Origin of the sequence: Roseospirillum parvum (assembly GCF_900100455.1) — a bacterium.
Classification (GTDB): domain Bacteria; phylum Pseudomonadota; class Alphaproteobacteria; order Rhodospirillales; family Rhodospirillaceae; genus Roseospirillum; species Roseospirillum parvum.
Window position 1 is genome coordinate 606,824 of the sequence record NZ_FNCV01000001.1, and the last position, 24,655, is coordinate 631,478.

Genomic DNA, 24,655 nt, shown 5'->3' on the forward strand with positions numbered 1-24,655 from the left:
GGCCGGCCTCAGTCGCCGCGCCCGGCGTTGTCGAGGAAGCCCCAGCGGCGGAAGATGGCCTGGCCGCGCTCGGAGGTGGCCAGCTCCATGAAAGCCCGGGCCGCCTCGGGATGCTGCGAGAAGGTCAGAAGGTTGAGCATCAGCTTTTTCGGCTCGGCCACCTTGGGGTCCAGGTCGAGGGGGGCGATGTGCGCCCGGTTTTCCTCGAAAAACGCGGTGGCCCGCCAGTTGAGGGTGAGGTCGGCGGTGCCATCGATCAGCGCCCGGTTGAGGTTGCGCGAATCGGTGGCCAGGAACAGGCTGTTGTCGATTGCCGCCTCGTACAGTCCGGCTTCCTGAAGGATGCGTTTGGTCTCCCGGCCGATGCTGCCGGTGTCCGGGTTGGCGATGACCACCGCCAGATCGGGGCGGACCAGATGGGCGAGGTCGGCGTCAAGCCCCAGCGGGTTGTCCTTGGGCACCATCAGGGCGGCCTGGTTGTAGCCCACCAGCACCGCCTCGCCGAGCAACCCCTGGCTCAGGTGGCGCTCGCGGTAGGAGGCCGAGCCGGGCAGGTAGAGGTCGCCCAGGCGGCTGCTTTCCAGGCTGTTGTAAAGGTCTTCCGAGCCGCCCTGGCTGATCGTCGTGGCGATCCCGGTTTCCGCCTCGAGCAGGGCGGCGATGTCCTTCATCGGGTGGACCATGGTGATGCCGCAGTAGACCAGCAGGTTGACCGCCGGCCTGGCGCCGTCGTCGCCGTCGTCGCCGTCGTTGCCGTCGTCGCAGGCGCTCAGCAGCAGTGCCAGGACAAGGCACAGGGCGCCACGGAGGAAGGATGCGGTGGAATGTGCGGCCATGGGAGGGACCTTGGCGAGGGCGGTGGCGTCCCGGTGCGTATGGTGCCGGGGCACATCTCGAATATAGGAACCCGGCCCGGCTGGGGCGAGGTTCTTTTGTGAAGCGGGCACGGCTTGCCGCTGGCGCCGCGAGAGACGGTGCGCAATATTTTTTCTGGCCGGAAAAATGACGCCTGGGGGTTTTATGGAATTGAGTGAGCGATTACAGAATAAATAAGTAAAAATTGAGTTCTATTTCAGTGGTTCTGTTGTATTTATCCGGGATTGCGCGGAGTGTGTGGCGGTTGACCGGATATCATATTTGGGTTACGGTGACTGCGTCCTTATATCCAATCCACACATGATTTTCACCCCGCGAAGGAGATCGCTTTTTGAGCGACGAGTGTAAGCTCGTCGTCGAAAACCTGTTCAAGGTGTTCGGCGACGATCCCGACGAGGCGATCCGCCGCTATCGGGCCGGTCAGGACAAGGCCGTCATCTTCGAGGAAACCGGGATGACCATCGGTGTCTGCGATGCGTCGTTCGAGGTTCAACAAGGCGAGATCTTTGTCATCATGGGCCTGTCCGGGTCCGGCAAGTCGACCCTGGTGCGCATGCTCAACCGGCTGATCCGGCCCAGCGCCGGCTCGGTGCTGGTCGATGGCGTGGACATCGCCAAAATGAGCCAGGCCGAGCTGATCGACTTCCGGCGCCGCGAGATCAGCATGGTCTTCCAGTCGTTCGCCCTGATGCCGCACCTGACGGTCAAGCAGAACGTGGCCTTCGGCATGGAACTGGCCGGCCATGGCCGGGCCGAGCGCGAGGCCCGCGCCCTGGACGCCCTGGACCAGGTGGGCTTGAGGGCCAACGCCGAGAGCTATCCCAACGAGCTGTCGGGCGGCATGCAGCAGCGCGTCGGCCTGGCCCGGGCGCTGGCCGGCGACCCGTCGATCATGCTGATGGACGAGGCCTTCAGCGCCCTTGACCCGCTGATCCGCACCGAGATGCAGGACGAACTGGTCACCCTGCAGGAAAACAGCGCCCGCACCATCATCTTCATTTCGCACGACCTGGACGAGGCCATGCGCATCGGCGACCGCATCGCCATCATGGAAGGTGGCCGGGTGGTCCAGGTCGGCACCCCGGACGAGATCCTCAACAACCCGGCTGACGACTACGTCAGCTCGTTCTTCCGCGGGGTCAACGTCTCCAACGTGCTGTCGGCCGGCGACGTGGCCAGGAAGCAGCAGGTGACGGTGGTCGAGCGCTCGGGCAGCGTGCGCGCCGCCCTGCAGCTGCTCAGCGGGGCCGACCGCGACCACGCCTACGTGGTCGACCGGGGGCGCCATTTCCACGGCGTGGTCTCCGTGGCCTCGCTGGAGGCCGAGGCCAAGACCGCCAAGCCCGAACTGCACAGCGCCATGCTCAAGGACATCGAACCAATCAAGGCCGACACCCCCATCGGCGAGATCATCGGCGCGGTCGCCCAGGCCCCCTGTGGCCTGCCGGTGATCGACGACAACGGTCTCTACAAGGGGGTGGTCTCCCGCGCCGTCCTGCTGGAAGCCTTTGACCGCGAGGGGGCGGCATGATGCGCGACACCACGACCCACACCCACACCACCCTGGCCCAGGCCGAGCCGTCGGCCGAGGAGTCCAATCCCTGGGCCAGCAGCGGCCAGTCGACGGGCGACGGCGGTGGCCAGTCCGCCCCGCCGGCGGAGAGCGCCAACCCCTGGGGCGGCGGTGGCGCCGAGCAGGGTGGCGGCGGCGACTGGCTGAGCCAGACCCAGGCGCCGGCGGAAACCACCTTCAATCCGCTTCACCCGTTCGACGACACGCTGATTCCGCTGGAAGCCTGGGTCGAGAGCGGGCTGTCCTGGGTGGTCGACAACTTCCGCCCGGCCTTCCAGGCGATCCGCCTGCCGGTCGACTGGGTGCTGAGCGGCATCGAGACCGCCTTGCTGGCCACCCCGGCCCCCCTGATGCTGATCCTGATCGGGCTTCTGGCCTGGCAGGCGGCGGGCCGGCGCCTGGGCATCGGGGCCGTCATCTCGATGGCCTTGGTCGGCATGATCGGTGCCTGGGACGAGGCCATGGTCACCCTGGCCCTGGTCTTCACCTCGGTCTTCTTCTGCGTGCTGATCGGCCTGCCGACCGGCATCTGGCTGTCGCGCGACGACCGCGCCGCCCAGGTGTTGCGGCCCGTCCTGGACGCCATGCAGACCACCCCGGCCTTCGTCTATCTGGTGCCCATCGTCATGCTGTTCGGCATCGGCAACGTACCGGGGGTGGTGGTCACCATCATCTTCGCCCTGCCGCCGCTGATCCGCCTGACCAACCTGGGCATCCGTCAGGTGCCGGGCGATCTGATCGAGGCGGCGCGCAGTTTCGGCGCCTCCGAGGGGCAGCTTTTGCGCAAGGTGCAGCTGCCGCTGGCCATGCCGACCATCATGGCCGGCGTCAACCAGACCCTGATGCTGGCCCTGTCGATGGTGGTCATCGCCTCGATGATCGCGGTCGGCGGCCTGGGCCAGATGGTGCTGCGCGGCATCGGCCGACTCGACATGGGTCTGGCCACCGTTGGCGGCGTGGGCATCGTCCTGTTGGCCATCATCATCGACCGCATGACCCAGGCCCTTGGGGTCTCCAAACGCGACCGGGGCAATGTCGCCTGGTACGACACCGGGCCGGTGGGCGTCGTCCGCCGGCTGGTGGTGTCGGGGCGCGGCGCTTCGGTCGACACCCGGGAGGAGGGGGCCGGCTGACCTTCGCGTCGGCCCGCCTGCCGCCTTCCCATCCCGTTCACAGAAATGGAGCTTTAGTCATATGGAACATCCCCGTCATCCCTTCTCCGTGCGCGGCCTGGCCGCGGCGGTCGGCATGTCCGTCCTGATGGCCGGCGGCGCCGCCGTGGCCGAGGAGTCCATGCCCGGCAAGGGGGTCGAGGTGATCCCGCTGAAAAGCTCGATCGCCGAAGAGACCTTCCAGACCATGCTGGTCATGAAGGCCCTCGAGGACCTGGGCTATGACGTCCAGGACATCAAGGAACTGGAATACGCCGCCGGCCACGTGGCCATCGCCAATGGCGACGGCACCTTCATGGCCGACCACTGGAACCCGCTGCACGTCGACTTCTTCGAGGAAGCCGGTGGGGCCGACAAGATCTACCGCGCCGGCACCTACTCGTCGGGCGCCCTGCAGGGCTACCTGATCGACAAGAAGACGGCCGAGGCACACAACATCACCAACCTCGGCCAGTTCAAGGATCCGGAGATCGCCAAGCTGTTCGACACCAACGGCGACGGCACCGCCGACCTGTCCGGCTGCACCCCGGGCTGGGGCTGCGAGAAGGTCATCGAGCACCATCTCGACGCCTACGACCTGCGCGACACGGTGACCCACAACCAGGGTTCCTACTCGGCGATCATCGCCGACACCATCACCCGCTACCAGCAGGGCGAGTCGATCTTCTATTACACCTGGACCCCGTACTGGGTGTCCGGCGTGCTGGTCCCGGGCCAGGACGTGGTGTGGCTGAACGTGCCCTTCTCCTCGCTCCCCGGGGCGCGTGAGAACGTCGACACGGCGCTGCCCGACGGCTCCAACTACGGCTTCCAGGCCAACAAGCAGCAGATCATCGCCAACAAGGAGTTCGCCGAGGCCAACCCGGCGGCGGCCAAGCTGTTCGAGGTGATGAAGCTGTCGGCCAACGACATCAGCGCCCAGAACCTGAAGATGCGCGATGGCGAGGACAGCGAGGCCGACATCGAGCGTCACACCGAGGCCTGGATCAAGACCCACCAGGAGACCTACGACGGTTGGCTCGAGGCCGCCCGCGCCGCCGCCGAGTAAGGCTGGCGCCGTCGCCTCCGGGGTGGCCCGCCACCCCACCACCATTCTGACCGGGCCGCGTCGGCAGTTGGCTGACGCGGCCCGGTTTTTACCGCCCGGAGCGGCACCGACGCCTGTCAACTGAAGTTGACGACCGGCCCAAGCCCTGTACAATGTGGGGCCATGCGTTCGTCGCCCCGTTGGCTGGGCCGAACGTGTCCAACGGGTGGCCCGGTCGGGCCCCTTTGCTTCCGTCTCTTGGGGGTCCCGCTCCCTGGAGGCGCGGGGAGGGGGCGCGCCGGGGAGGCTTTCCGGGGATGGGAAGGCCGCGCCGCCGGGGGAGTTGCCGGGGGTGATGTCCGCGGGATGCGGGGGTCCGGGTTGACGGGGCAGGCAAAGCCGGCCGCGCGTGGTTCTGGGGGGGGCGTTCCCACCTTTCCCTTGTCACGGCGGCCTTCCGACCTTTCCAGGGGAGAGCCGAGGGATGACTGAGCAGACCAGCGATTTCAAGGGCTTGTTTATCGAGAACCTGAAGAAGTTCTACCTGTATCTGGTGGCCCTGTTCTTTATTCCGATCATCCTGCAGTGGGTGTTCGGTGCTGACTCCATCGCCAACTCGTTCATCTTCTACATCTTCCAGACCGCGATCCTCTACGCGGCGGTGATCGCCATCTACACCTTCTTTGGCGACAAGATCAAAGCCGCCATGAGCCCGGCCAGCAAGGACGGCGACGGCAAGTAAGCCCGAGCGCGCCGCTCATCCGCGCCGGACCGGGGTCACGCATCCCGGAATGGCGGGGCTGATGGGCCGTCCTTCCGGGTATCCCGAAGAAGGGCGTTTCAAGACAAGCAGGCCTGCCACGGGGAAATCCCCGGGCAGGCCTGTTGTCTTTGGAGGGGGTGTCGGGTGGCGGAGGGGCGGCTCAGTCCAAGGGCATCCGGTAAAAGACCCGGTGGGTGCCGTCGTGGACGATCAGGCTGTCGCGGGTCGACAACACGTAGTGGCCGACAAAGTCCTCGACCCGGCCGGTGCGCGGATCCAGCACCACCGATTCATAGGTCAGGGCGTTGCCGCGCCGGGTGAGCAGGGCGAGGTTGAGGTTGGGCGTCCAGGCAAAGCCGCGCCCGACCGGCGGCAGGCCCATGTCGGAAGCCTGCAGGATCACCCGGCCCGCCAGATCGAGCAGCACATAGGCCCCGTGGCCGGTGGAATACGCATCAAGGCGCTGCAGGGCCGGCATCGTCCAGACCCGGGGCTGGTCGCGGTCCCGCACGTCCAGCACGTTCACCGCCAGTTGCACGAAGCCCTGGTCGGCGAAGCTGTTCAGGATTCCCCGGTGGACGTAGTAGGAGTCACTGCCCTGGGCCACCGCCGGTGACAGGGCATCGAGGAACGACGGCGGGATGGTTTCCTCGGGCACCTTTACCGACCACAGGGTGCGCCCCAGGCGCACCCGCCCCCCGTCCGGCACGGCGACCTGCAGGTTGATCATTCCCGGCCGCTTGACCAGCACCCACGCCCCCTCGGCGAGGGCAACACAGTCCATCACCCGGGCCGCCTCGGCCAATCGATAGGTGCCGCCGGGCAGACGCACGCCATCGGCCGCGCCCCGGGGGTCGGTGTGGGCGCGCCAGGGCAGGCAGCGGTTGGTGCTGCCGGCGAGGTCGCCGGTGTCGGTCCGGTAGGTGGTGCGGCTCCGCTCGGCCCCGGCCAGTGTCGCGCTGCCCAGGCCGAGGCTTTGATGGTGCGCCTTGATGGCGGCGATGGAAGGCCGTCCGGCGGTCAGGTCCAGGCGGTCGGTGACCCGGCGGCTGTCCGGGTCGATCCTCAGCACCGGGGCCATGGCGCGGCGGAACTCGGCCAGCTCCAGGCGGCTCGATCTCTGGTCCTGGAGGATGTGGTGGGTGCGGCTGTCCCACAGGTAGTAGGCGCCATCCCGGCCGCGGGTCAGCCGGCAGGCCGGGTAGGGGCAGCGGGCCAGCTCGACGTCGTCGGCACCGACCGGCAGGGGCGGCGCCACCCGGGGCGGGTGGTAGAGGTAGGTCTTCTCGCAGCCGGCGGTCAGCGCCGCCAACAGGGCCAGAACCGGCACCAGCAGCGGTTTCGTCCTCATGTCGGGCCTCCGCGGGGGCAGGGCGCTATCGACAGGTCGCGATGCACCCCTCGGCGCGGCCCTGGCAGGCGCGCGCGTTGTTGGCGAAACGGCATTCCGGCGAGCCGGTCATGGCCCGCACCTCGAACAGATAGGTGGTGATGTTCTGGTCCTGGCTGTACCGGCAGACCAACTGCGTGCCGCCGGGCCTGCCCGGCCATGGGGCCTGGGTCTGCGCCTCGACGAACAGGCGCGGCGGGCGGTGGTACTCCTCGGTGATGGTCACCTCGGGCCGGCTGCCGGCCGAGCCGACGATGTCGGCGGTGTAGCGCGCCCGGGCGACGCACCAGGACTGGTCGCGATTGATGCAGGGGCGTTGTTTGTGGTCCAGCCACAGCCAGTCGACGGCAACCAGACCCTCGGGCGGCGGGCAGCGGAAGTTCTCGGCCGCCTCGGCCGTCGGGGCGGCGGCCAGCAGGACGCCCAGGGCGGCCGATGGAGCAAGGGGCGCGCGCCGGCTGGGGGAAGAGTTGCAATCGGCTCTTGACATCCGACCGTTCGATCCTCTCTTCTGGGGCTGACCAGCCGCGCCCGTTTCCGGGCGTGCCGTCGGTCAGCATGGCACACGCGTTAGCATGTCATACGCGTTAGCATGGCACACGCGTCAGCCCAGGGCCACCCGGGTCGACCGCTGCCAGGGTTCAACGGGGCTCCCAACGTGGGCCGCCGCCAATGGAAGAGGGTCCTTGAGGGTGTTCAGCCGCCCCGCCAGCGCCGAGATGATCCGCCGCCCCGCGCGGCCGGTTCGGCGTGCCCGCGCCTCTTCCCCCGCCCTGTCGCCCCTCACCCTGTCGCTACACCTAGCCCGCCCCTGAGCGCCGCCACCATGTCCGGCTCGGACAGGAACGGAGCGACCGGCGTTCAGGGGGCAACCGCCCGGGGTGAGTCCCGGGGCGCGGGGCTGGCTGTCGATGACCGCAACCACCATCAGCCTTTCCCATCGGGCATCCGCCCGACGCCGCGCCGCCGGGGGTCGTCCGTTCGGGGCGTCGTCGTCTCCGTCCATGTTTCGCCCATTGCCGGGATCGCCCGCGACGCGCTTCCGGTTCACAGCCCCCGACGTGAAGGACCCTGACCGATGACCGACAGCACCACCCCCGCCGGCGACGCCCAGCGGGTCATCATTTTCGACACCACCATGCGCGACGGCGAGCAGTCCCCCGGCTGCTCCATGAACCTCGACGAGAAGGTGCGCATCGCCAAGGCCCTGGAAGAACTGGGCGTGGACGTCATGGAGGCCGGCTTCCCGATCGCCTCGAACGGCGATTTCGAGGCCGTGCGGGCGGTCGCCCAGGTGGTGGAGAAGGCCGGCGTGTGCGGCCTCGCCCGCGCCGCCAAGCCCGACATCGAGCGCGCCGCCGAGGCCCTGCGCCCGGCCCGGCGGCCGCGCATCCACACCTTCATCTCGACCAGCCCGCTGCACATGAAATACAAGCTGCAGATGGACCCCGAGACGGTCCATCAGGCGGTCATCGACAGCGTCGGCTGGGCCCGCAACTTCACCGACGACGTGGAATGGTCGCCCGAGGACGGCACCCGCACCGAGCACGACTTTCTGTGCCGCTGCGTGGAGTCGGCGATCCGCGCCGGGGCGACCACCATCAACATCCCCGATACGGTGGGCTACACCGTGCCCGACGAGTTCCGGGCCCTGATCGAGATGCTGATGAACCGCGTGCCCAACATCGATCAGGCGGTGATCAGCGTGCACTGCCACAACGACCTGGGGCTGGGCGTGGCCAACTCGCTGGCCGCCGTGGGCGCCGGGGCGCGTCAGGTCGAGTGCACCATCAACGGCATCGGCGAGCGGGCCGGCAACGCGGCCATGGAAGAGATCGTCATGGCCCTGCGCACCCGTCAGGACCGCATGCCCTACGTGACCGGCGTCGACACCACGCAGATCACCCGCACCTCGCGCCTGCTCAGCGCCATCACCGGCTTCTCGGTGCAGCCCAACAAGGCCATCGTCGGCGCCAACGCCTTCGCCCACGAAAGCGGCATCCACCAGGACGGCGTGCTGAAGAACGCCCAGACCTACGAGATCATGACCCCGGAGAGCGTCGGTCTGGGCCGCTCCAACCTGGTCATGGGCAAGCACTCCGGGCGCCACGCCTTCCGCGAGAAGCTGAAGGACCTCGGCTATACCCTGGGCGACAACGCCTTCAGCGATGCCTTCCGCCGCTTCAAGGATCTGGCCGACCGCAAGAAGGAGGTCTTCGACGAGGACATCATCGCCCTGGTCGATGACGAGGTGATGCGCGGCAACGACCGCATCAAGGTCGTCGATCTGGAGATCAAGGCCGGCACCAAGCGCCCGCAGAGCGCCACCCTGACCCTGGCCATCGACGGCGCGGAAACCACCGTGACCGCCAATGGCGACGGTCCGGTGGACGCCACCTTCAACGCCATCAAGGAGCTGACCGGCATCCATGCCCACCTGCAGCTCTATCAGGTGCACGCCGTCACCGGCGGCACCGACGCCCAGGCCGAGGTGACGGTGCGCCTGGAGGAAGAAGGGCGCACGGTCAATGGCATGGGGGCCGACACCGACACCCTGGTCGCTTCCGCCCGGGCCTACGTCAACGCCCTGAACAAGCTGCTGGTGAAGCGCGAGAAGCAGGCGCCGGCGGCGATCAGCGCCTGATCCCGCGGCGCCCGACCTTCCGGGCCCGACCTTCCGGCCCCGAACCTTCCGGGTCCCCGCCCTTGCCGGCGGGGGCCCGATTTCTGTCGGCGATCCCAATATATGGTATCGATCCCCGACGCACCCTGGGTTAGACTGCCTATCCTTGGTGGACGGGACGGCCTTCCGGGGGCTGCTCCTGGGGCCGGTCGGGGTACCCGGCTGGCCGGGGAGAGTCGTTGCATTGGCCTTGGCGGCGGTGTAACCAAGCGGACGAGGCGGCGCCGGCCACCGGACCGGGCCTTTGGGCGAGTCGCTCCGCCGCGCCGTCGGCTTCCACCTTACCGGTTCGTCCCCCTTGCCGGGGCAACCTTCGCGGTACGGCTTACTTTCTGAGAGGGCGCATGTTTTCTGGCATGATGGGCTGGCTGTCGGCCGACATGGCGATCGATCTGGGGACCGCCAACACCCTGGTCTATGTGCGTGGTCGCGGCATCGTGCTCAACGAGCCCTCGGTGGTCGCCATTTCCGAGGTGCGCGGCAAGAAGCAGGTGCTGGCCGTGGGCAACGAGGCCAAGCAGATGCTGGGCCGCACCCCGGGCAGCATCCAGGCCATCCGTCCCTTGCGCGACGGCGTCATCGCCGATTTCGAGGTCGCCGAGGAGATGATCAAGCACTTCATCAGGAAGGTGCACAACCGGCGCAGCTTCGCCAGCCCGATGATCATCGTCTGCGTGCCCTCGGGCTCGACGGCGGTCGAGCGGCGGGCCATCCAGGTCAGCGCCGAGGCGGCCGGGGCGCGCAAGGTGTGGCTGATCGAGGAGCCCATGGCGGCGGCCATCGGCGCCGGCCTGCCGGTCACCGAGCCGACCGGCTCGATGGTGGTCGACATCGGCGGCGGCACCACCGAGGTGGCGGTGCTCTCGCTGGGCGGCATCGTCTATTCGCGCTCCGTCCGGGTGGGCGGCGACAAGATGGACGAGGCGATCATTTCCTACATCCGCCGGGCCCACAACCTGCTCATCGGCGAGGGCTCGGCCGAGCGCATCAAGACCGAGATCGGCGGCGCCTGCCCGCCCGCCGACGGCGACGGCCGGACCATGGAGATCAAGGGCCGCGACCTGATGAACGGCGTGCCCAAGGAGCTGCTGGTCAGCGAGGCGCAGATCGCCGAAAGTCTGGCCGAGCCGGTCAGCGCCATCATAGAGGCGGTCAAGGTGGCCCTGGAACACACCGCTCCCGAGCTGGCCGCCGACATCGTCGACAAGGGCATCGTGCTGACCGGCGGCGGCGCCCTTCTGACCAATCTCGATTACGTGCTGCGCCACGCCACCGGGCTGCCGGTGTCGATCGCCGACGACCCGCTGTCCTGCGTGGCGTTGGGGACCGGTCGGGCGCTGGAAGAGATCAACAAGCACAAGTCCGTCCTCTCCACCATGATCTGACCGGCCCCGCCCGCGCCGCCTGGAGCGCCGCCTGGAGCGCCATCGGGGCCCCGTCAGGGAAGCGTAGCGCATGAAGCCGCCGAGCGGACAGATCACGCGGATCAGCACCTTGAGGGCGCTCGCCCAGCGCTCGATGTTCATCCTGCTGGTCCTTTCGGCCTTCGGGCTGATGCTGCTCGGCAAGGCCGACACGGTGGTCATCGAACGGGCCCGCACCCTGGTTGCCGACAGCGTCGCCCCGGTGCTCGAGGCCCTGTCGCGTCCCGCCGCCACGGTCGCCGACTTCGTGCGCAACACCCGCGAACTGGTCGAACTGCGCGAGGAGAACGCCCGCCTGCGCCAGGAGAACGACCGTCTGCTCAAATGGCAGTCGGCGGCACTGAACCTGGAAAGCGAGAACGACCGCCTGAAGGACCTGTTGCGCTTCAGGCCCGATCCCGGCACGCGCGGCATCACCGCCCGGGTCATCGCCGACAGTGGCGCGGCCTATGTGCACAGCCTGCTGCTCAACGCCGGGGCCAGCGACGGGGTGAGCAAGGGACAGGCGGTGGTCGCCGGCGGCGGGCTGGTCGGCCGGGTCACCGAGGTCGGCCGGCGGGCCGCCCGGGTGCTGCTGATCACCGACATCAACAGCCGCATTCCGGTGTTCGTCGGCGACCGCCGGCTGCGCGCCATGCTGGTCGGCGAGAACCGCGACCGGGCCCGCCTGATCTACCTGAACGGCCCGGGTCAGCCGGGGCTCGGCGAGCGGGTCGTCACCTCGGGCCATGCCGGGGCCCTGCCGCCGGGCATCCCGGTCGGTGTGGTCACCGCGGTCGACGAGAAGAGCGTCGTCGTCGAACCCTATGTCCAACGCCACCGGCTGGAGTATGTGCGGGTCATCGACTACCGGCTGCCCGGCCTGGGCACCGGCGCGCCTTGATGGCGCGGCCGGGCGGAGTCGGTCGATGAGTCTGGCGCGCCTCAGTCTGGGCCAGCGGACCAGCCAGTTCCTGCGCCGCCAGGTGCCGGTGGCCCTGGCCGTGCTGCTGCTGGTGCTGGCCCAGGTGCCGACCCAGGTGCCCGGGCTGGTCGAGGTGGCCCCCATGCTGGGCTTGATCTGTGTCTACTACTGGGCCATCTACCGGCCGGACCTGTTCGGCGCCGCCTCGGCCTTCGCCCTGGGGCTGCTCGACGATATCCTGAGCGGCGCCCCGTTGGGCAGCGGTGCGCTGGCCCTGCTGCTGGCCCATGGCGTGATCAGCCGTCAGCGCACCCTGTTCCACGCCAAGCCGTTCGCCGTCACCTGGCCGGTTTTCGCGGTGGTCGCGGCGGGGGCCTATCTGGTCCGCTGGCTGGGCGCCGGACTGGTGCGCGGCGCCGTGCTGCCGGCCGAGCCGGTGGTCGTCGGCTGGCTGATGACGGTGGCCGCCTACCCGCTGCTCGGCTGGCTGCTGGCCAGCCTGAACGGCACCGTGGTCAAGGACGACATCGACTGATCGCCCAAACCGTCGGGCGACCGGGCAACCAAGTGGGAGTGTGTGCGCCTTATGGACCGGACCTCTGACCGGGGCCGACTGCTGACCCGCCGGGCCGCCCTGCTGGGGGCCGGGCAATTGGGTCTGTTCGGCCTGCTGGTCGGCCGCATGTACTACCTGCAGGTGGTCGAGGCCGAGCGCTACCGCGTGCTGGCCGAGGAAAACCGCATCAACATCCGGCTGCTGCCGCCGCCACGCGGTCCCATTGTCGATCGCAACGGGATCAAGCTGGCCATCAACCGGCAGAACTTCCGCGTCCTGGTGGTGCGCGAGGACATCGTCGACCTGGAAGCCACCCTGGGCAAGCTGGCCCGCATCGTGCCGCTGTCCGACTACGACCGCCAGCGGGTGCTGCGCGAGGTCGGCCGGCGGCGCAGCTTCGTGCCGGTGCCGGTGCGCGAGAACCTGACCTGGGAGGAAATGGCCCGCATCCAGGTCAACGCCCACGACCTGCCCGGGGTGCTGATCGACGAGGGCCAGACCCGGCACTACGAGCACGGTCCGGCGATGGCCCACCTGATGGGCTACGTGGCGGCGGTTTCGGAAGAGGATCTGGCGGCGGCCCGCGGGGCCGACCCGCTGCTCGAGTTGCCCGGCTTCAAGATCGGCAAGGCCGGCGTGGAGCGCGAATTCGACCTCGCCCTGCGCGGCAAGAGCGGCAGCAAGCGGGTCGAGGTCAACGCCCGGGGCCGCGAGATCCGCGAGCTGGAGCGCGAGGAGGGCGAACCCGGCGGCCAACTGGCGCTGACCCTGGACATCAACCTGCAGCAGTTCGCCGCCGACCGGCTGGGCCAGGAAAGCGCCTCCTGCGTGGTCATGGACATCCACAGCGGCGAGGTGCTGGCCATGACCTCGACCCCGGCCTTCGACCCCAACGCCTTCACCCGGGGCCTGTCGTCGCAGGAATGGAAGGCCCTGCTCGACAACCCCCGCGCCCCGCTGACGCCCAAGGCCATCGCCGGTCAGTATGCCCCGGGCTCGACCTTCAAGATGGTGGTCGCCCTGGCGGCGCTGGAGGCCGGGGTGATCAAGCCCGAGCAGACCGTCTGGTGCCCCGGTCACATGACCCTGGGCAACGCCCGCTTCCACTGCTGGAAGCGCCAGGGGCACGGGCACGTCTCGCTGGTCCAGGCGCTGGCCCAGTCGTGCGATGTCTACTTCTACGAGGTGGCCAAGCGCACCGGCATCGAGCGCATCGCCGACATGGCGCGGCGCTTCGGTCTGGGCAGCGCGCCCGACATCGTGCTGCGCGGCGTGCGCGGCGGCCTGATCCCGACCAAGGCCTGGAAACAGGCCACCCTGGGCGAGGGCTGGCACCAGGGCGAAACCCTGATCGCCGGCATTGGCCAGGGCTATGTGCTGGCCACCCCGCTGCAACTGGCCCTGATGACGGCGCGCCTGGCCAACGGTGGGCGCCGGGTCGACCCGGTGCTGACCCGCCAGGTGATGGTCGATGGTCATCTGGCGCCGCGCCCGGTGGCCACCCCGGAGAGCCTGGGGGTGAGCCGCCACAGCCTCAATCTGGTCCGCCAGGGCATGCACGAGGTGGTCCACGGCCGGCGCGGCACGGCGCGTGGCGCCGCCCTGCCCGAGGAGCTGGGCGAAATGTGCGGCAAGACCGGCACCGCCCAGGTGCGCCGCATCACCCGGGCCGAGCGCGAGGCCGGGGTGACCAGGAACGAGGACCTGCCCTGGGAGCGCCGAGATCACGCCTTGTTCGTCTGCTATGCTCCGGCCGACAAGCCACGCTATGCGGTGGCGGTGGTGGTCGAGCATGGCGGCGGCGGCTCGGCGGTAGCCGCTCCCATCGCCCGCGACGTGATGATCGAGACCCTGCGCCTCGATTCGGCGGCGCCGCGCCGTCCCGAGGGAGATCTGAAGGCATGAGCGAACGCGAGTTCCTGCGCCCGCGCTGGCGGCGCGGCGACATGACCATTGCCGAGAAGCTGTGGCAGATCAGCTGGTCGTACGTGCTGATCATCGCCGTCATCGCGGGCATCGGGGTGATCATGCTGTACAGCGCCGGCAACGGCAGCTTCGACCCCTGGGCCAGCCGCCATGCCATCCGCTTCGCGGTCGGGCTGGGGGTGATGTTGACGGTCGCCCTGATCGATATCCGGCTGATCCTGCGCTACGCCTACCTGCTCTATGCCGCCACCCTGGTCCTGCTGGTGGGGGTGGAGCTGATGGGGCACGTGGGCATGGGGGCGCAGCGCTGGATCGACCTGGGCTTCTTCCACCTGCAACCGTCCGAGGTGATGAAGATCGTCCTGGTCCTCGCCCTGGCCCGTTTCTTCCACGGCACCGACATCGAGCAGGTGGGCCGCCCGACGGTGCTGCTGGTGCCGCTGCTCATGGTCGCCGCGCCGGCCGTGCTGGTGCTGCGCCAGCCCGACCTGGGGACGGCGTTGATGATGGTCATGGGGGCCGGGGTGATCTTCTTCCTGGCCGGGGTGCGGCTGTGGAAGTTCGGGGTCGTGCTGGCCGCCGCCCTGGCCGCCCTGCCGCTGGCCTGGAGCCTGTTGCTGCACGACTACCAGAAGAACCGGGTGCGCACCTTCCTCGACCCCGAGCGTGATCCATTGGGGGCCGGCTACCACATCATCCAGTCGAAGATCGCCCTGGGCTCGGGCGGCATCTGGGGCAAGGGCTTCCTGGCCGGCACGCAGAGCCACCTTGAGTTCCTGCCCGAGCGGCAGACCGACTTCATCTTCACCATGCTGGCCGAGGAACGGGGCATGATCGGCGGGCTGGTCCTGCTCGCCCTTTATGCCCTGGTCATGGTCTATGGCTACCTGTTCGCCCTGCGCAGCCAGCACCAGTTCGGGCGGCTGGTGGTGCTGGGCGTGTCGACCACCTTCTTCCTTTACGTGTTCATCAACGTGGCCATGGTGATGGGACTGATTCCGGTGGTCGGGGTGCCGCTGCCGCTGATCTCCTATGGCGGCACGGTGATGCTGTCGCTGATGGTCGGCTTCGGGCTGATCCTGTCGGTGTGGGTCCACCGCGACGTGGAGATGGGCCGCCACGGGTAGCCGTGCCTTGGGGGGCGGCGCTCAGACCGCCAGCAGGGCGGCGACCACCGCCTCCGGGGCATCCTCCAGAATCAGGTGGCCGGCCTCGGGGACGCTGATGATCGTGTCGAGAACCGGGTCGAGGCCCAGATGGCGGGCCAACTGCGCGCCCTGGGCCGGGGGAATGAAGGTGTCGTGCGCCCCCCAGACCAGCCGCAGCGGGCAGTCCAGCCGCCGGTACAGCGGTTCCAACTCGGCGATGGCGGCGCTGTTGGCGTGGGCGATCTGGCGATAGAAGGCGGCCTGCCCGACCTCTCCGATCCATGGCGCGGCGTACAGGTCGCGGGCCTCGTCGCCCAGCGGCCGGTGGGCGGCGGCCTGCATGTAGGCTTCGAGCAGCGCCTTGTGGGCGTAGGCGGGCAGCCCGGCGAAGGCCTCCTGGTGGCGTCGCACGTGGGCAAAGAAGGGCGAGCCCGAGGGCAGCACCGCCACCGCGTCGAACAGGGTCAGCCGGCCATAGGACAGGCCGTTGATGAAATGGCCACGCAGGGCGGCCAAGCCGCCGAAGTCGTGCCCCACCACATGCGGCCGGGCCAGCCCCCAGTGGGCGATCAGGGCGGCCAGCAGGTCATTTTGCACCTGGGGTGCCACGTTCTGCCCCTCGGCCATGTGCGACTGCCCACAGCCCAACAGATCGAAGAAGTAGACGCTGTGGTGGCGGGCCAGCCACGGGGCGATGCGCCGCCACGCCTGGGCCGACCAGGGAAAGCCGTGAACCAGGACCAGGGGCGGGCCATCGCCCAGATGGCCCCAGGCGACCGTCTGGCCCTGGTGGTCGAAGCGCTGGTCGAGGGTGAGCATGGATGATCTCCATCTTATAACCTGATAAGATGGAAAAGAGGTTACTCCGAGGCGCTCGGGGCGACAACCTTCTTATTGTTGGAAAGGGGTTACTTCGTATGGCCTACACCTGGGAGACGCATGGCCCGTTCGGGGGCCACGTGGTGCTCGACTTCGTCAACACGGTGGACGATGCGCTGAAAACCCGGGAGCTGAACGCCATTCCCGATTGGCCGACCTTCCTGGATTGGTCGCTCCGGGTCGGGTTGGCATCCGGGGAGGAGGCGGCGTTGTTGGCTGGCCTCGGAGATGCCCAGGCACAGGCCGCCGAATTGGCCGAACTGTGGGCCCTGCGCGAGGCGCTGTACGGCGATCTGACGGGGTTGCTGGAGGAGGTGCCGGGACGCGGGCTGTCAAGCTTGGGCGCGGCGGCGCGCTGGGGGCTGGGATTGGCGGTGCTGGCGCCTGCTCCCAGCACCGCTCCCGGCTGGCAGGTTGGCGTCGACACGGCGGGGCTGGCCACTCCCCGGGCCCGTCTCGGTGTGGCGGTGGAGGACCTGCTGTGGCGTGGCGATCTGGCCCGGTTGCGCCAGTGTGGCCGCTGCACGGGGTTGTACCTGGATCACGGGCGTGGTGCCGGGCGCCGCTGGTGCCGCATGGAAACCTGCGGCAACCGGGCCAAGGCCGAGCGTCATCGGGCCCGGCGGGGGGAATGACCGGGGCGAGACGGGAAGGGTTGGGTTACTGGGCCGCTTCCAGGATGCGGGAGTTGTCGTCGCCCGGTAGGGAGAGCGGTGCCCCGGGCCCATCGGCCAGGGCTTCCAGGGCGCAGATGACATCCTGCAGGGCACCCAGGGCATCGGCCGCCACTTCGCAATCCAGGCCGCAGCAGTCGCCGAAGTGGCCGGTCAGGGCGTCGACGAAGCGGTCCATGTAGTCGGGGTCGGCCAGGGCGATGTGGCGCAGCCGGGAATCGGCCATGGTCCGGTGGCAGGCCTTGATCATCTCCCGCCCCAGGCACAGGGGAAAGCGGCCGCAGGGCCGGTGGGCGAACAGCTTGGCCTCCAGCGAGGTCAGCGTCTCGCGGACCACCTCTGGTGTTTGGGCCGGGGTTTGGGCCGAGGTGTTGGCCGGAACTTGCGCCGGCAGACGAAGCGGACGATCGAACGACATCGGTGGGATCCTTTGCCTCCTTGCCGGTCCGGTTGCCAAGCGGCACCCAGACAACCTGCAAGAATGAACCCTACCACCGGCTGGTGCATGGTTGAGTCGGGCAGAGGGGTAAATCCCGCCGGATCGGCGGCGCAAAGGGGTTACGCCCCGCACCTTCCGGGGCCGAGGCCAGGGCGGGCCCTACCAGTCGATGTGCCGGGCGAACTTGCCCAGCACCGCCTCCCACCAGGCCAGCCAGTCGCGCAGGTTGGCCTCGCTGATCCCGCCTTCCAGGGCGATGTCCATTTCCACCCACAGGTCGCCGTTGTCGGCCCGGTAGGCCTTGCCGAAACGGTTGAGGGCGTTCCAGTGGTTCATGGAGTCGACGCCGTGGTTGACGGCGCCCTCGAACACCGCACCCACCGACAGGCTGCCGCAAACTGGTTCGGCGCCGTCGGGTTGGCACTCGTAGAAGTGGACCACGAAGTTCAGGCCGCCGGTGGAGCTCTGAATGCGCGGGTCGCCCTCGCCGTCCTGGTCCAGGTCGGCCCGGTAGCCCCAGTCCTGCATCAGTTGGACCAACTCGCTGCCGCTGATGCCCTCGTAGACCGGTTTGACCACGCTTTCGCCGCGCACCGGCGGGCAGCCGACCAGGATCAAGGCGGTGGCGGTCAGGAAGGCGGCGAGCCAGAGGCGCATGGGAAAAGTCTCCGCAAAAGGGGGCAGCTACGCGACGCAGCATAGCCCGGGGCAGGGGGGCGGGGAACCGTCTGCTCCTGGTTCAGCCTTTTTTCCGCACCGGTTTCTGGCGATAGGGCCGGGTCTGTTCGCCGCCGTCCCAGACCACCGGCCGCTCCAGCCATTTCTGGATGAAGTTCCAGGCCCCGCGATAGCCGTTGTGGGGTAGGGTGCAGGCCGAGCAGTCCTTGCGCTTCAGGCCGTTCCTGTCGGTGAACACCTGATAGGGTCCGGGGCATTCGTAGGCGATCAGCGGGCAGTAGCAGAACAGGCAGTTGAACTGCCCGCGCACCCCTTCGTGGCAGGGCAGGAAGGGGCAGTCGTGGTTGGTGAAGCCCTTGAAGCCCTCGTTCTGGGTCAGGTCCTTGGGTTGCATGGCGACTCCGAAGGGTAGGGTGGGCCACCAATCTGGGGCCTCGCGCCGGCCGGGGAAAGAGCCATCCCCCTTATCCCCTCCGGGCCAGTCGGCGCTCGCGCCAGAAGACGAACAGCCCCGAGCCGATGATCAGGGCCATCCCCAGCCACACGTAGGGGCGCGGGAAGTCGCCGAAGACGAACAGCCCGAGCAAGGTGGCGCTGACCACCTCCAGGTACTGGAACGGGGCGAGCAGCGAGGCGGCGGCATGCTTCAGGGCGGCGACGATCAGCAGGTGGGCCGCCGTGGCCGCCACCCCCAGGCCGAGGATCAGCCCCCAGTCACGGCCACTGGGCCAGCTCAGGGTCAGCGCCTCGATGCCGGCGGCGTGGCCCAGCCCCAGGGCGACGGCCATCACCACGGCGCCGGCCACCCCGGCATAGAACTGCATGGCCACCGCCCCGGTGCGTCCGCCGAGCTGGCGGGTCAGGGCGATGTAGGCGGCAAAGCAGATGGCGGTGCCCAGGGGCAACAACGCGGTGGTGCCGACCTGTTGGAACTGCGGGCCGATGATGACCAGCGCCCCGACCAGCCCCACGCCGACCGCGCTGAAGCGGCGCCAGCCCACCTTCTCGCCCAGGAACAGGGCCGACAGGGCGGTGAGGATCAGCGGCTCGACGAAAAAGATGGCCAGGGCGTCGGGCAGCGCCATTTCCTTCAGGGCGGCGAAATAGAGCAGCGTGGCGCCCGCCACCAGCACCCCGCGCATGGCCTGCAGCAGGGGCTTTTCCGGTCGCCACAGCCGCCGCCCGAGCAGCGCCGAGGCCAGCGGGGCGAGAAGCAGGGTCTGCACCACGAAGCGGATGCCCGCCACCTCGCCGGCCGAGACGCTCTCGGTCAAAAGCTTGGCGAAGGTGTCGAGCACCGGCAGGCACATCACCCCGGCGATCATCAACAGCAGGCCCTTCACGGGCGGTGTCGCGTGATCGGCGGGGGCGGGAGGCAGGTCGCGTGGGGTTGGTCTGGGCATGGCCGGCATCCTGCGCCCTTTGCGCGGGGGGCTCAAGCCCATCCGCACCCTTGGGGTGGTGCCGCTTTCCCCTGGCCGCCGGGGCGCCACGGCGCTATGGTCGGCGCCATCGAAAACCCCTTGACGCCCGCACAGGAAACGCGCACCCGCCATGGCCGCCCCGACCCCTTCCTTGAGCCCCGTCAGCCCCCGCAAACAGCGCCTGGCCGCCCTGATGGACCGCCTGGCGCCGGAACGCGCCGCCTGGATCGAGCGCCACGCCTATTTCCACGCCGAGGACCTGCGCTTCCTGCGCTTCGCCATTCCCGAAGGGGCGCGGGTGCTGGAGATCGGCTGCGGGGTCGGCGACCTGCTGGCCGGCCTGAAGCCGGGGCGCGGGGTGGGCATCGACCTGTCGGCGGGCATGATCGAGCAGGCCCGCCAGCGCCATCCGGAGCTGGAGTTCCACCACGGCGACGCCGAAAAGGCCGATGATCTGGCCGCCATCGAGGGGCCGTTCGATTTCATCGTGCTGTCCGACACGGTCGGCGACCTGGAGGACATCGAAAGCACCCTGGGCCTTTTGCACCGGCTGTGCGACGCCGATACCCGGCTCATCGTCGCCTACCATGCGCGGCTGTGGATGCCGGTGTTGAGGGGCGGCGAGATGTTCGGCCTCAAGATGCCATCGACCATCGAGAACTGGCTCTCCACCGAGGACATCGCGGCCATGCTGGGGCTGGCCGATTTCGAGGTCATCCGCCGCGACTGGCGCCAGTTGATCCCGCTGCGGCTGAAGGGCGTGGCCGATCCGATCAACAAGTACCTGGGCACCCTGCCGGGCATCCGGGCGCTGTGTCTTCGCAACTACGTCATCGCCCGTTCGCGGCGCTTCGCTGCGGCCGAGAAGCGGCCCTCGTGCACGGTGTTCATTCCGGCCCGCAACGAGAAGGGCAACATCGAGCCGGCGGTCCAGCGCATCCCCGACTTCTGCGACGACCTGGAAATCCTCTTCGTCGAGGGCCACAGCCGGGACGGCACCTTCGAGGAATGCGAACGGGTGCGCGACGCCTACCCCGGGCGCGACATCAAGGTGCTGAAGCAGCCCGGCAAGGGCAAGGGCGACGCGGTCCGGGCCGGCTTCGAGGCGGCGCGCGGCGAGGTGCTGATGATCCTCGATGCCGACCTGACCGTGCCGCCGGAGGACCTGCCCAAGTTCTACAACGCCCTGGTCAGCGGCAAGGGGGAGTTCATCAACGGCTCGCGGCTGGTCTACCCGATGGAGCGCGAGGCCATGCGCTTCCTCAACCTGATCGCCAACCACTCCTTCTCGGTGCTCTTCACCTGGCTTCTGAACCAGCGCTTCACCGATACCCTGTGCGGCACCAAGGTGCTCTATCGCCGCCACTACGACGAGATCGCCGCCAACCGCGCCTACTTCGGCGACTTCGATCCCTTCGGCGATTTCGACCTCATCTTCGGGGCGGTCAAGCGCAACCTGAAGATCGTCGAAATCCCCATCCGCTATCAGGCCCGGGCCTATGGCGAGACCCAGATCAGCCGCTTCACCCATGGCTGGGAGTTGCTGAAAATGGTCGTCTTCGCCTACCGCAAGATCAAGACCGCTTAAGGGGGGCTGGCCGTGCCGCTGACCACCCGCCAGAAGGTCGCCATCGCCCGCCTGCTGGCCGCCGGGCTGCTCGGCGCGCGCCGCCTGCTTGGCCAGGGGCCAGAGGCGACGGCGACGCGCGGCGGCCTCGTCTGGCAGCTTGACCTGCGCGAGGGGATTGATCTGGCCGTCTACCTGGGCCGCTACGAGCCCGACGCCCTGGCCCTTTACCGGCGCCTGGTGCGCCCCGGCATGACGGTGCTCGACATCGGCGCCAACCTCGGCTTCCACAGCCTGCATCTGGCCCGCATGGTGGGGCCCGAGGGGCGCGTGGTGGCGGTCGAGCCGACCGCCTTCGCCCACGCCAAGCTGCTCGCCAACCTGTCCCTCAACCCCGAGCTGGCGGGGCGGGTGCGCCCGGTGCAGGCGATGCTCACCGCCCGCGCCGAGGATGCCCTGGAAACGGAAATCCACGCCAGTTGGCCGGTCAGTGGCAAGGCCGAGGTGCATGAAACCCTGATGAGCCAGGCCAAGAGCACCGAAGGGGCCCGCGCCCTGCCGCTCGACGCCCTGGTGGCCGAGCAGGGGCTTCAGCGGCTCGACCTCGTCAAGCTGGACGTGGACGGCCACGAAGTCACCGTGCTGGAAGGCGCCCGGGATACCCTGGCCCGCTTCAAGCCGCTGATCTACGCCGAGTTCTGCCCCCACCTGCACGGCGGCGCCGAGGGCTTCCGCCGGCTGGTCGCGACCATCGACGGCCTGGGCTACGGCGCCGCGCTGGACACCCCGGGCCGGCCGCCGCATCGCCTGGATGCCGAGGCTTTCCTGAAAGCCATCCCCCACGGCGGCGGCACCAACGTTCTGCTGGTGCCCTTGGAGGGGGCGTGATCGGGCTGTCGAGGGGTCTTGCATCCGCCCCGGCAAGGCAGATATAAAAGGCGCCCGCCGCCCCGCGCGGCGGGACACCTGGAGCATGGTGCGTGATTGGTGAATCACGCACCATGCTCCAGGGACTTGATATCGCCACAAATCGTCGTCGCGATCCGTTCCGGATCGCTCGGGATTTGCTCTAGGCGGGTGTAGTTCAATGGTAGAACATCAGCTTCCCAAGCTGAATACGTGGGTTCGATTCCCATCACCCGCTCCAATCGCCCCGGCCCCCCAAGGCCGGGGCTTTTTGGTTTTAGGGTCCGGGGAGGCCAAGGCTTCCCCAATCGCCCCGACCCGCCAAGGCCGGGGCTTTTTGGTGGGGTCTGGGGAGGCCTCCCGGCCTCCCCAGCGGGGTTCAAAGGGGCGGCGCCCCTTTGCGTAGGCGGCCTCACGCAAACGAGTAGGGGTCCACGTCCACGGTGACCCGGACCCCCGGGGGCGGGGTGAGGGGGGCGAGCCAGGCCGTGATCAGCGGTTGCAGGCGTTGGTCGCGGCGGCATTTGATGAGCAGGCGGCGGCGGTGGCGGCCGCGCAGGAGGGCGAGCGCCGGCTCGGCCGGGCCGAGGACCTCGATCCCGGGCTGGCGCGGGGCATGGGCGGCCAGGGTCATGGCGGTCTCCTCGGCCGCCTGGGCGCTGGGTGCCGAGACGATGATGGCGGCCAGCCGGCCGTAGGGCGGCATCCCGGTCAGCCGGCGGCTTTCGTTTTCCAGCTCCAGGAAGGCGGCGTCGTCGCCGGCGGCCAGGGCCTGCATCAGGGGGTGGTCGGGCAGGTGGGTCTGGATCAGCACCCGGCCCGGCCGCTCGGCCCGTCCGGCGCGGCCGGCCACCTGATGCAGCATCTGCCACGTTCTTTCCCCGGCCCTCAGGTCGGCGCCGCCCAGCCCCAGATCGCCATCGACCACGCCGACCAGGGTCAGGCCGGGGATGTGGTGCCCCTTGGCCAGCACCTGGGTGCCGATGACCACGTCGAGCCGCCGCTCGGCCAGATCGTCGAGCAGCCGGGCGACCGCCTCCGGGCTGCCCAGGGTGTCGCTGGCCGCCACCGCCTGACGGGCCTCGGGGAAGCGGTGGGCCACCTCCTCGGCCAGCCGCTCCACCCCGGGGCCGCAGGCGATCAGGCTGTCGACGGCGCCGCAGGCCGGGCAGGTCTCGGGGCGGGGCGCCTGATGGCCGCAGTGGTGGCACATCAGGCGGCCGCCCCGGCGGTGCTCGACCAGCCAGGCGGTGCAGGTCGGGCAGGCCAGCCGGTGGCCGCAGGCCCGGCACAGGGTGAGCGGCGCGTAGCCCCGGCGGTTGAGGAACAGCATCACCTGACCGTCCTCGGCCAGGGTCTCGGTGATCGCCTGGACCAGTGGCGCGGCCAGCCAGGCGCGGCCGAAGTCGGCGTTGCCCGGGGGGTGGCGTTTGAGGTCGACCAGTGCCACCGTGGGCAGGCGGGCGCCGCCGTGGCGCTCCGGCAGGTGGACCCGGCCATAGCGCCCGGCGGCGACGTTGGCGCGGGTCTCCAGCGACGGGGTGGCCGAGGCGAGGATTACCGGCACCGCTTCCATCCGCCCGCGCACCACCGCCATGTCGCGGGCCTGATAGATGACCCCGCCGTCCTCCTGCTTGAAGGCGGCCTCGTGCTCCTCGTCGACGATGATCAGGCCGGGCCGGGCGAAGGGCAGGAACAGCGCCGAGCGGGCCCCCACCACCACCGCCGCCGTGCCCTCGGCGACGGCCCGCCAGGTGCGCTTGCGGGCCGCCTTGCCGAGCCCCGAGTGCCAGACCGCCGGAGGGGCGCCGAAGCGGGCCTCGAAGCGGGCCAGCCAGGGGGCGGTGAGGGCGATCTCGGGGACCAGGACCAGCACCTGCCGGTCGGCCTCCAGGGCCCGGGCGATGGCCTCGAAATAGACCTCGGTCTTGCCCGACCCGGTGACCCCTTCGAGCAGCGTCACCGCGAAGCCCTGGCCGATGGCGGCGCCCAGGGTTTGGGCGGCGGCTGCCTGATCGGGCGAGAGCGTCGGGCCGGGCGGGGGGGCGGGCCAGTCCGGGAGGGCCTCGGGCAGGGGCACCTCGATCAGCCCGCCGGCGGCCTTCAGGCGCTGCACGGCGGCCGGGGTGGTGCCGGCCCGCCGGGCCAGCTCGGCGGCCGGCAGGGGGAGGGTGGCGGCGGCGAGTATCTTTTGCCGCGCCTCGGTCAGGCGCAGGCCCTCTGGATGGGCGGCCTTCAGGCCAAGCCGGGGCGGCGGGGCGGTCAGGGCGGCCGGCTCGGCCAGCACCATCTTCAGCACCGCGCCGGGCGGTGACAGGGTGTAGGCGGCGACCCAGTCGACGAGCGCCCGCATCGCCCGGGTCAATGGCGGCACCGGGCGCACGGCGCCGGTCGGCTTCAGGCGCCCGGCCTCGACCGCGCCGGCTCCCGGCCCCCACACCACGCCGGCCAGCCGGCGCCGGCCCAGCGGCACCTCGACCACCTGGCCGGGGGCCAGCGGCTGGTCCGGCCCGACCACGTAGTCATAGGCCCCGGCCAGGGGCAGCGGCAGCAGCACGGCGACGCGGGAACCCGGCGCCAACATCGCGGGATCGGGGGCGGGGAAGGTGGTTTCGCCGGGGGCCATGGGCTAGACTATAGCCGCCC

The 24,655-nt window shown here is 69.5% G+C and carries 22 protein-coding genes and 1 tRNA gene; 14 read left to right on the plus strand and 9 right to left on the minus strand.

Annotated features, from left to right (window positions below; genetic code table 11):
* Positions 1-8: 8 nt before the first annotated feature.
* Positions 9-836: a substrate-binding domain-containing protein gene (locus BLR95_RS02545; RefSeq protein WP_092614896.1), complete on the minus strand. Its 828-nt coding sequence runs from the start codon at positions 834-836 to the stop codon at positions 9-11.
* 371 nt (positions 837-1,207) lie between these two features.
* On the opposite strand from BLR95_RS02545, the gene proV reads away from it, so the two are divergent.
* From proV to BLR95_RS02565, 4 genes are all read left to right on the plus strand, one after another.
* Complete coding sequence (gene proV / locus BLR95_RS02550) at positions 1,208-2,407, plus strand: glycine betaine/L-proline ABC transporter ATP-binding protein ProV (protein ID WP_092614899.1); 1,200 nt, start codon at positions 1,208-1,210, stop codon at positions 2,405-2,407.
* Positions 2,404-3,582 carry a glycine betaine/L-proline ABC transporter permease ProW gene (proW, locus tag BLR95_RS02555; protein WP_245689188.1) on the plus strand — a complete coding sequence of 393 codons (1,179 nt, stop codon included), beginning with the start codon at positions 2,404-2,406 and terminating at the stop codon, positions 3,580-3,582. Before proV ends, proW begins: the two co-directional genes overlap by 4 nt.
* 61 nt (positions 3,583-3,643) lie before the next feature.
* A complete protein-coding gene (proX, locus tag BLR95_RS02560; RefSeq protein ID WP_092614902.1) occupies positions 3,644-4,669 on the plus strand; it encodes a glycine betaine/L-proline ABC transporter substrate-binding protein ProX in 1,026 nt (341 codons plus the stop codon).
* Between the two features lie 463 nt (positions 4,670-5,132).
* Positions 5,133-5,390 carry a hypothetical protein gene (locus BLR95_RS02565; RefSeq protein WP_092614905.1) on the plus strand — a complete coding sequence of 86 codons (258 nt, stop codon included), beginning with the start codon at positions 5,133-5,135 and terminating at the stop codon, positions 5,388-5,390.
* A gap of 181 nt (positions 5,391-5,571) precedes the next feature.
* Here the strand turns inward: BLR95_RS02565 and BLR95_RS02570 are convergent, their stop codons facing one another.
* Positions 5,572-6,762 (minus strand): hypothetical protein, encoded by a 1,191-nt coding sequence (locus tag BLR95_RS02570; RefSeq protein WP_092614908.1) that lies wholly within the window; start codon positions 6,760-6,762, stop codon positions 5,572-5,574.
* Between the two features lie 25 nt (positions 6,763-6,787).
* Positions 6,788-7,291: a hypothetical protein gene (locus BLR95_RS02575; RefSeq protein WP_092614911.1), complete on the minus strand. Its 504-nt coding sequence runs from the start codon at positions 7,289-7,291 to the stop codon at positions 6,788-6,790.
* A gap of 588 nt (positions 7,292-7,879) precedes the next feature.
* On the opposite strand from BLR95_RS02575, the gene BLR95_RS02580 reads away from it, so the two are divergent.
* The 6 genes from BLR95_RS02580 (at position 7,880) to rodA (ending at position 15,421) form a co-directional block, all read left to right on the plus strand.
* Positions 7,880-9,445, plus strand: coding sequence for a 2-isopropylmalate synthase (locus BLR95_RS02580; RefSeq protein ID WP_092614914.1), 1,566 nt, complete (start codon positions 7,880-7,882; stop codon positions 9,443-9,445).
* Between the two features lie 383 nt (positions 9,446-9,828).
* Complete coding sequence (locus BLR95_RS02585) at positions 9,829-10,869, plus strand: rod shape-determining protein (protein WP_092614917.1); 1,041 nt, start codon at positions 9,829-9,831, stop codon at positions 10,867-10,869.
* 70 nt (positions 10,870-10,939) lie between these two features.
* Positions 10,940-11,791 carry a rod shape-determining protein MreC gene (gene mreC, locus BLR95_RS02590; protein ID WP_092614921.1) on the plus strand — a complete coding sequence of 284 codons (852 nt, stop codon included), beginning with the start codon at positions 10,940-10,942 and terminating at the stop codon, positions 11,789-11,791.
* Positions 11,792-11,816: 25 nt separating this feature from the next.
* The gene (gene mreD / locus BLR95_RS02595) at positions 11,817-12,347 is read left to right on the plus strand and encodes a rod shape-determining protein MreD (protein ID WP_092614924.1); all 531 of its coding nucleotides are present in this window, start codon (positions 11,817-11,819) and stop codon (positions 12,345-12,347) included.
* 51 nt (positions 12,348-12,398) lie between these two features.
* Positions 12,399-14,273 (plus strand): penicillin-binding protein 2, encoded by a 1,875-nt coding sequence (gene mrdA, locus BLR95_RS02600; protein ID WP_092614928.1) that lies wholly within the window; start codon positions 12,399-12,401, stop codon positions 14,271-14,273.
* Positions 14,270-15,421, plus strand: a complete 1,152-nt coding sequence (rodA, locus tag BLR95_RS02605) for a rod shape-determining protein RodA (protein ID WP_092614931.1) — start codon at positions 14,270-14,272, stop codon at positions 15,419-15,421. The genes mrdA and rodA overlap by 4 nt, the downstream gene beginning before the upstream one ends.
* A gap of 21 nt (positions 15,422-15,442) precedes the next feature.
* Here the strand turns inward: rodA and BLR95_RS02610 are convergent, their stop codons facing one another.
* On the minus strand, positions 15,443-16,261 hold the full coding sequence (locus BLR95_RS02610; protein WP_092614935.1) for an alpha/beta fold hydrolase: 819 nt from the start codon (positions 16,259-16,261) through the stop codon (positions 15,443-15,445).
* Positions 16,262-16,359: 98 nt separating this feature from the next.
* Here BLR95_RS02610 and BLR95_RS02615 point away from each other — a divergent pair, with 98 nt between their 5' ends.
* Positions 16,360-16,956, plus strand: a complete 597-nt coding sequence (locus BLR95_RS02615) for a CGNR zinc finger domain-containing protein (protein WP_176787547.1) — start codon at positions 16,360-16,362, stop codon at positions 16,954-16,956.
* A 25-nt stretch (positions 16,957-16,981) separates the two neighbouring features.
* Here the strand turns inward: BLR95_RS02615 and BLR95_RS02620 are convergent, their stop codons facing one another.
* From BLR95_RS02620 to BLR95_RS02635, 4 genes are all read right to left on the minus strand, one after another.
* Complete coding sequence (locus tag BLR95_RS02620; RefSeq protein WP_092614941.1) at positions 16,982-17,413, minus strand: hypothetical protein; 432 nt, start codon at positions 17,411-17,413, stop codon at positions 16,982-16,984.
* A 180-nt stretch (positions 17,414-17,593) separates the two neighbouring features.
* A complete protein-coding gene (locus BLR95_RS02625; RefSeq protein WP_092614943.1) occupies positions 17,594-18,091 on the minus strand; it encodes a YbjN domain-containing protein in 498 nt (165 codons plus the stop codon).
* Between the two features lie 82 nt (positions 18,092-18,173).
* Positions 18,174-18,506: a cysteine-rich small domain-containing protein gene (locus tag BLR95_RS02630; protein ID WP_092614946.1), complete on the minus strand. Its 333-nt coding sequence runs from the start codon at positions 18,504-18,506 to the stop codon at positions 18,174-18,176.
* 70 nt (positions 18,507-18,576) lie between these two features.
* Complete coding sequence (locus tag BLR95_RS02635) at positions 18,577-19,515, minus strand: DMT family transporter (protein ID WP_176787549.1); 939 nt, start codon at positions 19,513-19,515, stop codon at positions 18,577-18,579.
* 151 nt (positions 19,516-19,666) lie between these two features.
* Here BLR95_RS02635 and BLR95_RS02640 point away from each other — a divergent pair, with 151 nt between their 5' ends.
* The 3 genes from BLR95_RS02640 to BLR95_RS02650 all read left to right on the plus strand — a co-directional run bounded on the left by BLR95_RS02640 (position 19,667) and on the right by BLR95_RS02650 (position 22,250).
* On the plus strand, positions 19,667-21,124 hold the full coding sequence (locus BLR95_RS02640) for a glycosyltransferase (protein WP_092614953.1): 1,458 nt from the start codon (positions 19,667-19,669) through the stop codon (positions 21,122-21,124).
* A 12-nt stretch (positions 21,125-21,136) separates the two neighbouring features.
* Positions 21,137-21,991, plus strand: a complete 855-nt coding sequence (locus BLR95_RS02645; RefSeq protein ID WP_092614956.1) for an FkbM family methyltransferase — start codon at positions 21,137-21,139, stop codon at positions 21,989-21,991.
* A gap of 185 nt (positions 21,992-22,176) precedes the next feature.
* Positions 22,177-22,250 (plus strand) — tRNA-Gly (locus tag BLR95_RS02650).
* A 171-nt stretch (positions 22,251-22,421) separates the two neighbouring features.
* Here BLR95_RS02650 and BLR95_RS02655 read toward each other — a convergent pair.
* Positions 22,422-24,635, minus strand: a complete 2,214-nt coding sequence (locus BLR95_RS02655; RefSeq protein WP_218119454.1) for a primosomal protein N' — start codon at positions 24,633-24,635, stop codon at positions 22,422-22,424.
* Positions 24,636-24,655 lie beyond the last annotated feature (20 nt).

What these genes read in the sequence shown, in the direction of transcription:
- BLR95_RS02625 (WP_092614943.1), bottom strand. Translation starts at nt 18,091, where the DNA reads ATGCGCCTCTGGCTCGCCGCCTTCCTGACCGCCACCGCCTTGATCCTG.
- BLR95_RS02585 (WP_092614917.1), top strand. Translation starts at nt 9,829, where the DNA reads ATGTTTTCTGGCATGATGGGCTGGCTGTCGGCCGACATGGCGATCGAT.
- proW (WP_245689188.1), top strand. Translation starts at nt 2,404, where the DNA reads ATGATGCGCGACACCACGACCCACACCCACACCACCCTGGCCCAGGCC.
- BLR95_RS02570 (WP_092614908.1), bottom strand. Translation starts at nt 6,762, where the DNA reads ATGAGGACGAAACCGCTGCTGGTGCCGGTTCTGGCCCTGTTGGCGGCG.
- BLR95_RS02620 (WP_092614941.1), bottom strand. Translation starts at nt 17,413, where the DNA reads ATGTCGTTCGATCGTCCGCTTCGTCTGCCGGCGCAAGTTCCGGCCAAC.
- rodA (WP_092614931.1), top strand. Translation starts at nt 14,270, where the DNA reads ATGAGCGAACGCGAGTTCCTGCGCCCGCGCTGGCGGCGCGGCGACATG.
- BLR95_RS02575 (WP_092614911.1), bottom strand. Translation starts at nt 7,291, where the DNA reads ATGTCAAGAGCCGATTGCAACTCTTCCCCCAGCCGGCGCGCGCCCCTT.
- BLR95_RS02635 (WP_176787549.1), bottom strand. Translation starts at nt 19,515, where the DNA reads ATGCCCAGACCAACCCCACGCGACCTGCCTCCCGCCCCCGCCGATCAC.
- BLR95_RS02630 (WP_092614946.1), bottom strand. Translation starts at nt 18,506, where the DNA reads ATGCAACCCAAGGACCTGACCCAGAACGAGGGCTTCAAGGGCTTCACC.
- mreD (WP_092614924.1), top strand. Translation starts at nt 11,817, where the DNA reads ATGAGTCTGGCGCGCCTCAGTCTGGGCCAGCGGACCAGCCAGTTCCTG.
- BLR95_RS02565 (WP_092614905.1), top strand. Translation starts at nt 5,133, where the DNA reads ATGACTGAGCAGACCAGCGATTTCAAGGGCTTGTTTATCGAGAACCTG.
- BLR95_RS02580 (WP_092614914.1), top strand. Translation starts at nt 7,880, where the DNA reads ATGACCGACAGCACCACCCCCGCCGGCGACGCCCAGCGGGTCATCATT.
- BLR95_RS02610 (WP_092614935.1), bottom strand. Translation starts at nt 16,261, where the DNA reads ATGCTCACCCTCGACCAGCGCTTCGACCACCAGGGCCAGACGGTCGCC.
- mrdA (WP_092614928.1), top strand. Translation starts at nt 12,399, where the DNA reads ATGGACCGGACCTCTGACCGGGGCCGACTGCTGACCCGCCGGGCCGCC.
- BLR95_RS02545 (WP_092614896.1), bottom strand. Translation starts at nt 836, where the DNA reads ATGGCCGCACATTCCACCGCATCCTTCCTCCGTGGCGCCCTGTGCCTT.
- BLR95_RS02655 (WP_218119454.1), bottom strand. Translation starts at nt 24,635, where the DNA reads ATGGCCCCCGGCGAAACCACCTTCCCCGCCCCCGATCCCGCGATGTTG.
- BLR95_RS02640 (WP_092614953.1), top strand. Translation starts at nt 19,667, where the DNA reads ATGGCCGCCCCGACCCCTTCCTTGAGCCCCGTCAGCCCCCGCAAACAG.
- BLR95_RS02615 (WP_176787547.1), top strand. Translation starts at nt 16,360, where the DNA reads ATGGCCTACACCTGGGAGACGCATGGCCCGTTCGGGGGCCACGTGGTG.
- proX (WP_092614902.1), top strand. Translation starts at nt 3,644, where the DNA reads ATGGAACATCCCCGTCATCCCTTCTCCGTGCGCGGCCTGGCCGCGGCG.
- mreC (WP_092614921.1), top strand. Translation starts at nt 10,940, where the DNA reads ATGAAGCCGCCGAGCGGACAGATCACGCGGATCAGCACCTTGAGGGCG.